This window comes from Desulfosarcina variabilis str. Montpellier, from assembly GCF_048565275.1.
Classification (GTDB): domain Bacteria; phylum Desulfobacterota; class Desulfobacteria; order Desulfobacterales; family Desulfosarcinaceae; genus Desulfosarcina; species Desulfosarcina variabilis.
This window is the reverse complement of the sequence record NZ_CP159846.1, coordinates 5,812,138-5,824,286: the sequence shown is the minus strand read 5'-3', so window position 1 is coordinate 5,824,286 and position 12,149 is coordinate 5,812,138. Positions and strand designations below refer to the sequence as shown.

General features: G+C 36.7%; 7 protein-coding genes. 6 read left to right on the top strand and 1 reads right to left on the bottom strand.

The annotated features are described in order from the left end of the window. Window positions 1-119 precede the first annotated feature (119 nt). The 6 genes from Dvar_RS26175 to def all read left to right on the top strand — a co-directional run bounded on the left by Dvar_RS26175 (window position 120) and on the right by def (window position 11,853). Window positions 120-1,079 (top strand): hypothetical protein, encoded by a 960-nt coding sequence (locus Dvar_RS26175; RefSeq protein ID WP_419656072.1) that lies wholly within the window; start codon window positions 120-122, stop codon window positions 1,077-1,079. Beyond that, window positions 1,076-2,224: a hypothetical protein gene (locus Dvar_RS26170; protein ID WP_419656071.1), complete on the top strand. Its 1,149-nt coding sequence runs from the start codon at window positions 1,076-1,078 to the stop codon at window positions 2,222-2,224. Before Dvar_RS26175 ends, Dvar_RS26170 begins: the two co-directional genes overlap by 4 nt. Further along, window positions 2,225-4,195 (top strand): tetratricopeptide repeat protein, encoded by a 1,971-nt coding sequence (locus tag Dvar_RS26165; RefSeq protein ID WP_419656070.1) that lies wholly within the window; start codon window positions 2,225-2,227, stop codon window positions 4,193-4,195. 83 nt (window positions 4,196-4,278) lie between these two features. Beyond that, entirely contained in the window at window positions 4,279-9,399 is a 5,121-nt protein-coding gene (locus tag Dvar_RS26160; RefSeq protein ID WP_419656069.1) for a hypothetical protein, read from the top strand. Window positions 9,400-9,857: 458 nt separating this feature from the next. Beyond that, the gene (locus Dvar_RS26155) at window positions 9,858-11,297 is read left to right on the top strand and encodes a helix-turn-helix domain-containing protein (protein WP_419656068.1); all 1,440 of its coding nucleotides are present in this window, start codon (window positions 9,858-9,860) and stop codon (window positions 11,295-11,297) included. Further along, a complete protein-coding gene (gene def, locus Dvar_RS26150; RefSeq protein ID WP_419656067.1) occupies window positions 11,272-11,853 on the top strand; it encodes a peptide deformylase in 582 nt (193 codons plus the stop codon). Before Dvar_RS26155 ends, def begins: the two co-directional genes overlap by 26 nt. 19 nt (window positions 11,854-11,872) lie before the next feature. Here def and Dvar_RS26145 read toward each other — a convergent pair whose 3' ends face one another. Then, on the bottom strand, window positions 11,873-12,139 hold the full coding sequence (locus Dvar_RS26145) for a hypothetical protein (protein ID WP_419656066.1): 267 nt from the start codon (window positions 12,137-12,139) through the stop codon (window positions 11,873-11,875). Between the last annotated feature and the right edge of the window lie 10 nt (window positions 12,140-12,149).

Genomic DNA, 12,149 nt, shown 5'->3' with positions numbered 1-12,149 from the left:
TAATTCAGATCTTGAGACGACGCAGAGATGGCACGTGGACTGAATCGGACCAGATTTTCTTTTTCGAGACAGTCGACCGTGTTATCGCAAAGGTCTTCACTGACCGCTGTGGCAAAATAATGCCTGTAGATATTATAAAAAATCAAAGAGATCGAGCTAAGAGATGTTTAGGAAGATTTGCCTCTTTAGAATTTGAAACTTTTCAAAATGCATGTTGGGACACAATTTGCTCTGGAGGCGCTCTTCAACGCAGGATCGATACTATCGAGTTTCAAAACGATGAAGATCAAGAAGTTATTACATATTTATATTCGGCTTTTCTATCCATGCTTCAAAACAGTATTGACGATCAAATACCCTTTTGGAACAGTCGCAAGAGACAGGTCATGATTATTTTGCGTGAAGCTTATGAGCCGCAAATAGTTGGTGAGCGAAAATGCTGGAGGATGCCAAATGTTGAGACAGATGAACCAACAACCTTTGATCAAATAGAGGATGCGTTTGTAAATGCCGGCGAGCTGAAAATTCGTTTTTCAAAAAATCCTGACTCTGAACGTAGTCCGATTGTATCTAAAAAGGACATGGAGGCGTACATTTTCGAATTGTTCAACTATTGTGGCGGTATGATAGCTGAGACAGATCTACTAGAGGTAGTAAAAATGGCGTGCGGACTGAGGGCTATAACCCGAGTAGAATCTCAAAAGGATGACCCAGAGTCTGCAAATCAGGAAGAGAATCCGTTCGACAGAATATTGCTCAAGGCTGAAATAAAACCTCAATCACTTGCTATCAGTGGTTATGATCATCGGCTAATGGCGCAAGAGATATTTGATGGTATGACTGTGCGGATGAAAGATGTTTTTTATTGGCGCCGCATAAAAGGATTAAAAGTAACCGATGTTGCCAAAAAAATTGGATGTGCCACCGGGACGGTTTCAGAATCTTTTAATGAGACTGCAAAATATATATTAGAATATTTCTGCGAAAATGGAGCCAATTCGTTTCCAAGCACCGAGGAAATGAACAATGTAACAGACCTGGTTGGTATACTGGTGCTGAAGGAAAAGGAGCGGCTATGAAAAACCGCTATCATAAAGACATAGGCTCATTTCAGAATCAATTTTGCCCAACTGCTGAAGAATTGAGCCACTATAAATTTGAAACGGCAGATTCAACTGAAAGAACACGTATTTTTATTCATTTGCAAAAGTGCCGGGTTTGTAGAGAGCTTTTCAAAACTATCTCCAAAATTGATCCCAGCCGCCAGGAACATAAGCGGCCCGAAGTTCAAGACGCATTTGCCCAATCCATCCTTAAACGATTGAGAAATGAAAAACCAACACCCCAACCGATGCCTTTAAAGCCGGCACCAGGTCAAATATGGAGCACTAAGCCAGAAGAAAACGCGGGTATTGGGGTACCGGTATTAATCGTTTCGGCACCTAGTTCAGAAGACCCAATAAAACTTTTTCGGGTGATACCGATTTCAATGGATACTTCCTTCATTCATCCCCCAGAAAGCGGCGTTTTAAAATCTAAAAACAATCCTTTGGGCGTAGACCTGCTTTTGCCATTTTTTAATGAGCGGCCTGTGCTTGTCTCAAGTTTTATTCGTTTATTGGGAAGCTTAAGTCCTCAATCGTTACAGCAGACGTTTGATGCCCGTGAAAAATTCTGGGTAGATGAGTCAGAAATGGTCAAGCCCACAGCAGAATACTTGGACTGGAAAGAACAAGAAATTGCCATGACAGATTACCTCATTTTCCCGGTAAATAGAGCAACAAGTTCTGCTGAGCCATATGACGAGGAACTATATGAAGATACTGCATCGCCAATTGTCATTACAACAAAGGATGGGATTATAATAATCGATAAAATAAAATTAGAACTTCAACCATATCAGGTAGCTGCCCAAGACCAGGACATAAGCCTTTCTGAAATTAAACTTTTAGCCGAATCATCATTTGAAAATTTCAAGATGTTAGTCCTCCAAATCCGCGACATTATCACATTGAGGGTTATTTGTGCTCAGGATTACATTTTAGAGAAAGCAATTGTTAAGGGACGGCAACGCAAGATAAATGCAATTGACAATACGCCTGGGGTCTATGAAGTGGCATTAGGGAATCTAAAAAAGCTGCCAAGCGAACACCCTGTTACCCTTGTAATTAACGCTATCACCTATAAGTTCACATTCGCAATTCAGCAAATCAGAAGGACTTAAATGGATAGATCGGTCGTATACCAAGAATCCAACGTAATCTGGCATAATATCTGTGAATTAGATGATAGCGGCAATATCAACACTTTGATTGCCACGGCAGTCAATAATTGGGAAACGCTGGCTGGTTTTAAAGACTGGATACTCAGGCGGATCTTATTCTACTTGAACCGCTGTCCGCAGCATATTTCCGCAGCCAGCCGTACCAAGCTACGATCCCTCGATCAGAATGTGATAGAGCCTTCCTTGCTAAGGCCCCTTAAAAAAAGTTCACAACAAAACGCTTTTTCCCCTATTGGTCGCATTTGGTTTCCAGTGGTTGCCAACAACGGCATGATGCGAGAGTTGGTGGTGGTCAATGGTGGAAAAGCGCACATGCCTAAACAAAGACTCTGGCAGTTAGATCGTGTGGGGGCCGCCGTTTGTGCAGTAGTCGAGAAACGAAGTGGTTTGCCCCAGTGGTGGGATCCAAGAAATTATCATTTCATGATTTTGGATCATTTGGGAACGGAAGACTTGCAAGTTAAGGGTACTTCAATGGATTTACCACTTGCCATCGCACTTTATTCATTTCTGACCAAAGAACCTATACCATCAAATATTTCCGCTACCGGTCATGTCGATAGATATGGTCAACTTGGTTCGGTTGAAGGTATCTCAGAAAAGGTTAAAGCCATAATAAAGGAACGTTCAACCATAAGCCGATTATGGGTAGCTCATTCTCAAAAGGACATAATAAGCCAAAAAACTATCGAATCATATCCCTGTAAATCCCTGTTTGATGTTATCACAAAGGTTTTCAAGTCCACCCCAGACCTGTCCAATCTCGCAGGACCTGTCATAGTTGACGAGCAATTAAAGCTGATTCAAAGTCAGTACAGTGGAAAAATGATCAACTCGTGTATGGAAAATGCCATACGACTAATTACTCACTTGGAAACGGATGTATTAATGCCCCCCCAAGAACTCAGTATTCCAGCTCTGTTCGAAGCTTATTGGCGGAAGGGATGCTGTCATTGCCACCTTGGAGAGGTCCGGGAAACATTCCAAGAATTAACAAATGCCGAAAAAATTTATCGGCGTTACAAAAGAAAGGGTTTGGTTCGAGAATTAAAATATCTAGAGATGCAAAACAGCTATGCAGTAGCTTTGAAAGATACATTTCAGTATAAAGAAGCAGAACGTATCCACAAAAAGGTAGAAAAAGCATTTGAGCGTTGCATCGACTCGTTACCTCATCATCGAGCGAAAAATCTCAGTTCATTGAGCCAGTTATATGATGCCATGGGGCGTTATAAAGAAGCGTCCGCTTTGCAAAGAAGAGTGCTGAAGATGATTAGAACCGAGGATAGGCACCGCAACTATGGGTATCTTGGTATGATTTACAGTAGGTGGGGAAAATTCCCGCAGGCCAGAAAAGCTTTCGTTAAAGCATCACAATGCTTGAAAAAGTACGGGAAATCTATTGATTATAAATTTTATTGGCTTTATCAAGTTGAGTTAGCTTTTAGGCAGGCCATTAGCCGAAAACGCAGAAAAATAAAGGCTTTTAATGACCTGTACGCTATCGTCAAAGCTCACTTCCCGATTGTAGAATGCTGGCAGTCTAGCTTGGCGCAAAAATATTTTGGATTAGCCAAGCTTCAATATGATAACCCGGAAGAAGGCATGGCTTGTCTTGAACGTGCCGTTGCCTATTTTGAAACATGTGAGCCCTTTATGTACCGGTTATTGGAATCAAGCATCCGGGCACCAATGTCGATTTGGATGCTTGAAAATGAATGGAAAGTAATGTTGCGTGAGAATGTTTCTTCAATCGTAAAATGTTTAGAAATTCAGCCTAACGTAGCAATTTATTTTAAATCTGAACGGCGTATTTTAACTCGTTGGCTTGGTATGCGAAAACAAAATGCTAAAAGCAAAGAAGAATTAAAAACTTCACTATTAAATATATGTCGTAAAATTCCATATTAATTTTAATAAAATGCGTGATACTATTTTTAGCTATTAAAGTAAATTAATCATCATAAAACAAAAATATTGATGAGGAATAAACAATGGATAAAAGATGTAATGAGAGTTTGCGTAAAGCCCAAGCGGCAATTAAAAGCAAGGATTTTCAACAAGCAAAAATTATATTAGATCAAATTATGGACGAATACTCCGAGGACCCAAAAGCATGTACATATGCCTGCTACTATTTGTCTTATCTTGAAGATGATATTTGTATTCGTTTAAATCTTATTGATAAAGCATTGAAATCATCATCAGATGCGAATTTTAAAACAATTAATGAAACTCGCAAGTCATACATTGATGACGCCATGGAAAATGCAAAGAAAAACATAGCTTGTGGGAATATACCAGCGGCCAAACAAATTTTATTAACCATAACTGAAATCGATAAAGAAAACGAAACTGCACTTTTGATGTTTGCAGATGTTGTCGAAGATAATAAATATAAAGAAGATATACTAAGAAAAGTAATAGAAATTAATCCCGATAATAATAATGCTATAGAATTATTATCTTCATTGAAAATGACACTGGATGATGAAGAAAATTTAGAACTATTAATTGAACCAATAAATATTTTGACATCCAGCGAGGATACATTGATCGATACTGATGAAGAATCATCAATATTGAAAAAAGGAAACTTGACAGAAGATGAATTAAAAAAAGAAAATATTGTTGAAAAGAAATTTGATAAACTTTACTGGCAAAATTATTTTAACAACGAAAATGATGTTAACGAAAAGTTTGGCGGTGTGATTGAACGTACTATTGAATTGGCATCTAAATATGAAAATGATCTTTCAGGGGAAATAAGAAGTTTAAAATTTGCAAAAAAACAATACGATATTTGGGATCGGACAAAATTAAATAATATATTTTTGGCTCCTGCTGTAACAAATGTAATTAAGATTGCCGAAAAATTTTTGATAGAAGGTTTATTTTATGAAGGATTTTGGGTTACTAATATCTATTGTGAAATGTGTAAAATATTAGTGTCAAGAAATGCGAAGAAATATCAATCTTATCATGATGACTTATTGAAAAAGGCAGCAGATATATTCTTAAAAACATTACTTCCACCAATAGTTCAAGATATCGCTGAAGGGCCATCATCCGACCTGATTAAAATTCAGAACGAGGTCTATAATTCATGCGTAAAGCCGGCACTTATTAGAAGATTTGACCAACGCCAAAGAAGGTATAACTTTACAAAAATTCAACCGGTAATTAAAGATAATATTCTATCAGAAACGGCAGCCAACGCATTTGAGGGTACGCTTAAATATTTGATATCCAATGATCGTCCGAAGATTCGTAGTTATGCTAACGCTAATTTGCCAGTAGCATTTCGACTTCAATTATCTCCAGATTTTGCCGAAAAAAGAAACGAATGGGAGCAAATACTTAGAAGCACTGGATTTGGTGAGATTGTTGATTCGCTTAAAGATAGTGGAATACTTGTTAATCCTGAGGAAGTTGGAAAACTTAGCAAAATTGAACTTAGTGATATTAGAATTGCATCAGCAGATAATAGATATAAAGACGTTTACACCTCCGTTCTAAATTGCGCCAACGAAGTAAAATCATATTTATATTCCGAAGCTCGTAATAAGCTTAATTACAAACCACCTAAACCTCCTAATTTAGGTTTTGTAAAAAATAAAGATTTGGCTAGACAATTTCGCGCAATCCCAAGGATAGCCAAAATAGGAAATCCAAATGATCTCAAAAATGCAATAGAAATCCTAAAAAATATTTGGCTTCTTCAAATTGATAATCTGGAAATACAAAATTGGATGGCGTATTTACATTTGCAAGAGAGAAATCTTCCCGCTGCAGAACAAATACTTAACAAATTAAAGAAAAGCCCTATAAAAAACGATAACGATAGGAGCGTTGTTTTATGGAATCTTGCTGTATTGTATTTCGAACAAGGCTCAGAAGACCGTATGTACGAAATCTTATATCCAATGCTTAACATGCAAATTCATGATGAAGACTTATTTTTGGTAGTCTTAGCATTTTCTCATAAATTAGGCGAAAAAGAAAAATTTTTAAATATCGTACCAAAAATGAGAACAAATCAATTTGATCCTCTTGCCTTTGTTGTAGCTTACGATTTACAAGATGAAAATTTGCAAAAAGAATATGTTGCTAGAATGCTAAACCAATCCGACTGGATTCTACCTCCTGCTGAAGAGCCAATCTTTGATATAAAAGATCTTAAAGATTATATTAACAAAGCCATTATTGAAGGCCAAATAGATGCTCTTATAGTTTGGTTGAAAGCAAGGATTAAAATCTCTCCTCGATACATCCCTAATTACTTAGAATTGGCTCAAGTTTATGAAAAAGAAAAAGACAATGTAGATGAAGCATTTAAAATTCTACAGCGAGGTGTTAAAATTGTTAAGACAAATAAAAATAGCCCACCAAGAGCTCTTGATAATATTTGCCGAGACCTTTTAGAATTGTGTGTCAGAAATAATTCTTTAGAACTCGGAAAAAAGGCTTACAATATTGCATATAAATTTACAGTTGATGAAGACCTTTTAAAAACATTTAATCGTTTCAAAGATGTAGATACCAAAAATCAAATAGAAATAGAAACAAATGATCAAGAAATAAAAAATACTCAAACTAATTCTTTTTCCAAACAGATTAATAAAAGTCAAAAAATTAGTCAGCTACCCGAAAAGTATTCATGGGTAGTTGCAAATTTCACTAATATGGATTCTGCTACGACTTTTTTATCTGAGTCAAGGGTTATTAAAGATTTTTGTAACATTATCAAAGACATGCATCCTGTGGGTTGCGAAGATGTCATAGAAATAATAGAAAATTTGACGTTGGTTGTTGAACAGTTTTTCAAAACTGATTCGATGGATTCAAGAAGATATTTCCATGAAAATGCAACCAATTATGAGAGGAGACTTATAAAAATTGTTCACGATACGCAATCTGTATCTACCTCACGGGGTTTATCGGAACTGTTAATACCCTATTTAAAGGTTATTGAAAGAGTAATTGGTGATTTGTCCAAAATAGCAGGAATAACACCAAATATCAAAATAGAACTAGAAAGCTCATTTATAAGCTTGGAATCAGATACAACTCGTGTTGTTTTTCGGTTCACTAATTCTTCCGATAGAGAACTAAAAGATATTGATGCAAAAATTAGTATCGAAAATGATTCTGTTATTCTAAATGATTCGGGTAAAGTTACTATTCAACGATTAGCGCCGAAGGCAAGTGAACTTATTCCTGTGTCGATCAGTAAAAATTATCGTTCTATTAATACCAAAGAAAGTTCATTAAATTTTAGTGCTTGGATCAAAGCTTCCGCTGATGGTATTAACGAGATCGATATGGGTATCTCAAAGCTTAATGTACCAATAAGTACTTTTTCAGAAGCTTTTTCCTCACCGGTCATTGAAAGAATTTTTGATGCTGGAAAACCTCTTTCACCTGAAAGAGGAACATTGTTTCAAGGACGAGAAGATGTTTTAACAAGACTCAAAAATAGTTTTGTTGACGGTGTTCAAAATGCACGATATTTTTTAGATGGGATACGTCGCGTAGGAAAAACATCTATTCTAAACTTCCTCCCTCGTGAGTTACCAGATTATGTTATACCTGTTTATATTAACTTCGACGCAAATCAATCAAGCTTAGATGGTGGAGTTCAATCGGGTAAAGTTATTTTCGATATGTGTAATAAATTAAAATCATCATGTAACCAAAGAGGATCCCAGCTTATTCTACCTGACGAAAATGAGTTTTTATCTGAACCAGAAATATCATTTTCTAAAACGATTGATTCTTTAAATAAAGTAATGCCAGGAAAAAAACCGCTTTTTATGATCGATGAATTTCAAGATCTTTTATATGCAATTAATAGGCAAAGCGATAAATCTATACCCAACACGATGGTATTAAATTTATTTAGATCTCAAATTGATGAAAATAGAATTTTTATATTTTTTACTGGCTCTATACGATTTAATGATTTAACTAAAATTATTACAAAAAAAGAACGTTTGTTTGGACATTTATCACCTCTACCAGTTTCATTCCTTTCACATGAGGGTACTTCAAATGTTCTACGTGCAGGTTTTCAAAAATGGATAAAAATACCTCAGGAAACAATTGATACAGTTTATGAATATACCGGCGGCTATCCATGGCTTGTCCAGAGATATGGCGCAGAATTAGTAGATCTATTAAACGACGAGCATAGAGTTGTTCCGATACCTGGAGATGTAATCACAATTACTAATGAATCAATTCTTCTTAATGATGAAAACTTTTCTTATTGGTGGCCTACAGATCAGCTAGGAATAGATGAAGAACGTTTTATCGAAAAAATGTTTCGACTTCAATCTCAAGGTGAAAAAGTGCTTCAAAAAGAATTTTTTCAAGAAATGCGTCAAAATGATCAACTTGTTTATAATAGAGCCTTACAAAATTTGAAATCTTGTGATGTTGTAACCTCACAATCTAACGAATTAAAGATTAGAGGCAAAGTACTTGGATTATGGCTTAAACATCAAATGCAAACGGATGGTCGATTGAGAATTAAAACCCATGAAAAAAATTTTAAAAAGAATGTTGTAAGAGGAAAAATAGGTATGTTTATTGACCATGAAAACTTTATTAGAAGTCTTCAGAGAATCACCTCCAAACGCGGAAAAATATTTCCTTCTGGTTCCGATAGAGTTTCATTTCTCTCAAATGTATTAAATAGGTTATTAGAAGAAGCAAGTAGGCGTGATTTATCACCTGATGCTGAATATAAAGTTTCTGTCGCATTTTGGGAACGACCTGCAGAAAGTGCATTAATTCCAGCATATATTAATTGCGGATTTAATATTGACCGTCCTAAAGAAACAAATAAAATTGAGAATGCAGTAGATTTTAAATTGGCTGATGTTGTACGACAAAAACAAGTGTTCGCATTACAGGAGAATAAAACCCAACTTGATAAAGCAATAATGGTTACTGGAGATAAAGACTACGTCCAGGTTATTCAAGGACTGGTAAGAGATGGAGTTAATGTTCAAATTTGGGGTGCTGCAGCTTCAACGGATCAAACAGAATATATAAAATTACTTGGTAATGAGAACGTTATCGCACTTGACGACATTTGTGGTTTATAGCCATTTAAAAATTTTATGGATACATCCATAGCAATTTTTTCAACATATATTATACGAATATTATATTCAAGACGTGATAAAATAATACTTTTAGCTCAATTAAAAGGTATAAGAATAGGTTTTCTTAGATAATTTTTCAACTCATAATTCCATAAATTTAATCCCTTAGGGTTAAATTCGCCGAAGCTTTGCTTCGTATAATAAACAGATGCCGTTAGAGTTGTATTAATACCCCGTCAACTCTGCTGCGGGGAAATTCTTTTAAAGCATTTTTTGGACGAATTTATAAAAACTTTCTTAATCGCATTGCAATTAATTATTTTGCTCATAGCAATTGAACTACTAACAAATTATGTAAACTTAATCATTCGTTATAATCTATCAATAATGAATAAAATAAGTTGCTATACTATACTACTTATTTAAGAGAAGCTCGAAGCTTATAATATAGATGCTAAATGAATTATATTGATAAATCCGACCAGGTTCAAACATTACTGGACATGCTTATAAAGAATCCTGTTCAATTTCTTCGCACTCACCAACAGGAATCAACCATCCTTGAATACAAAGCATCCTTTGAATACGACGCAGCTCTTGACCTTTGCCCGGTACTGTGGCGAAATGATCAAAAACCTCCGTTAAACCCACTTCTTTCACAAAAAATATTTCAGACATTGGCTGCTTTCGCCAATACCCAGGGTGGTGTTTTAATTATTGGGGTTGCCGAGAAAAATGCCCCGATTGTTGAACCAAAATTAAAATATCAATGCAAACTAAACTCAAAGATAGACCACGCCATGGCTTGCTACGAAACTACACAGCCTTTTGCTCCAATGGAGATCGACAATTTGTTAGTGGTTGGAATGGATGTTGAATTGGCACTGACCGGTTGGGGATTCGATAAGTTTCAGCGTCATTTGTCAGACAGGTTTTCCATGGGAAAAGGGAAAAGCCAAAAAAAATACCTGGAGTTCAAGAGCGTAGGGTATCCTTGTTTTGGCCAACCGGGGGTGAAAGTTAAAATCAGCGTATCGGAAAGTGTAGATCAACATATCGAAGATGTTTTTCCAATCAGCCTTAGCGACGACAAGGATCGCAGTTATACTTTAGGTGTCGTAACCGTCCGACCCGCCCCGAGGCCAATTTATTTAACTATCCAAGAGAGTGATTCCCAAAGCATCCTATACGCTCTTCCTTTGCGCAAAACTGGCAAGACTGAATTGGAGAATGATCTGCGGCGGATCGAGACTTATCTTTTTAATCGATTTAAAGAAGATATCGCCGAGGAAATTGCTCAAAAGCTCGCCAGGCACATAGCCGGCAGCAACACTGCGGCCGCTGCAACGATTCCGAATGATGAGTTACCGATGCTGACGGAGAGGCTTGCTTCTAAATGGCGTACTGAAGGTTGGGCCTATAGGCTTGTGGAAATCTACGGGCGGCAGCTCAAACCCTATTTGTCCGACTTAAAAAATTGGAAGAACGAGACTCGCCCGAACGTAATGGCCCTGCTACTGCTCGTTTCGATTTATTTCGGAACAGGATGGGAGGTGTGGACGGTCAAAAACACTGAAAATGCAGAAGCTATAAAAGGCCTGTTAGAAACGTTGCACATGAAAGACTGGTGGCGTACTCGCTTCCGCGCTTTATATGCTTTACAGTTTATGAACCATGATTGCATTGCTGAAATGCTAAAGGAAGAAAGGCATCTAAAACTCAGTGAGCAGACAAGACAGGTGCTCATGACCCATGTTCATGAGAAAAGTGTCGTAAAGTTTATAAAAAGTGTTTCCGAAGCAGATTTAGGGGAAATTTCAAAGAAAGCAAAGCAAGTTTTGGTAGAAATTGCTGCTTTATGGAATGACAAAAATGTTGGATTACAGTGTCCGCTTTGAACAACAAAAAGAAGGAGTTCAAATGCCAAGGCTGTTACAAATTGCCCAGATAGGGAATCCTATTTTACGAGAAAAAGCACAACCTATTGATGAATTGGAATCCAATCATGTTCAAGAGTTGATTGATGACATGTTGGCAACATTAGCTGATACGACAACTGGTCTAAGTCTTGCTGCACCCCAGGTTTACGCCCCCTTGAGGATTTTTATTATGGGTTCCCGTCCGACATCAAAATATCCAACTGCACCTGATATGAAGCCGACTGTAATCATAAATCCTGAAATATTGGCCGTATCCGATAAAATGAACATTGGATGGGAAGGTTGCCTAAGTATTCCCGGATTACGGGGAAAAGTGCGAAGACACAAAGAAATTCAAGTGGCATTCATCGATCGAAAAGGGCGACTGAGAAATGAAACATTTGATAGTATGTTGGCAGTAATTTTTCAGCATGAGTTCGATCACTTGGAAGGTAAGGTTTTCCTATATCGTATGGAAAGCTCAAAGGATCTGGCCACGGAAAAGGAGTTTCTTAGAACCCATGAAAAAGATTAATCAGTCTATATTTCTGCAATTATTGGCCAATCCACCACTTAGAAAGAAACCCGATATTTGATTTATTCAACACATCCAATTCAATATGAACAGATAGGCCAATACCACTAAAAAGAGACGAAATGTTATTGATTTTTGTTTTTTGACGATTTTGTTCGTATCTATGACAAAAAACCTGTGAATTTCTCAATGCTTCGAAAATTTTAATTCGATTAAGTGCACCGTTGGTCCCCCCTGAACCTTTCCGCTTATAATCCCAAAATATTCTAAATTCATCGTCTTCCAATTTATTGCCA

Excerpts from the sequence above, each read along its gene's own strand:
- Dvar_RS26175 (WP_419656072.1), top strand. The coding sequence starts at position 120 with ATGCCTGTAGATATTATAAAAAATCAAAGAGATCGAGCTAAGAGATGT.
- Dvar_RS26170 (WP_419656071.1), top strand. The coding sequence starts at position 1,076 with ATGAAAAACCGCTATCATAAAGACATAGGCTCATTTCAGAATCAATTT.
- Dvar_RS26165 (WP_419656070.1), top strand. The coding sequence starts at position 2,225 with ATGGATAGATCGGTCGTATACCAAGAATCCAACGTAATCTGGCATAAT.
- Dvar_RS26160 (WP_419656069.1), top strand. The coding sequence starts at position 4,279 with ATGGATAAAAGATGTAATGAGAGTTTGCGTAAAGCCCAAGCGGCAATT.
- Dvar_RS26155 (WP_419656068.1), top strand. The coding sequence starts at position 9,858 with ATGAATTATATTGATAAATCCGACCAGGTTCAAACATTACTGGACATG.
- def (WP_419656067.1), top strand. The coding sequence starts at position 11,272 with ATGTTGGATTACAGTGTCCGCTTTGAACAACAAAAAGAAGGAGTTCAA.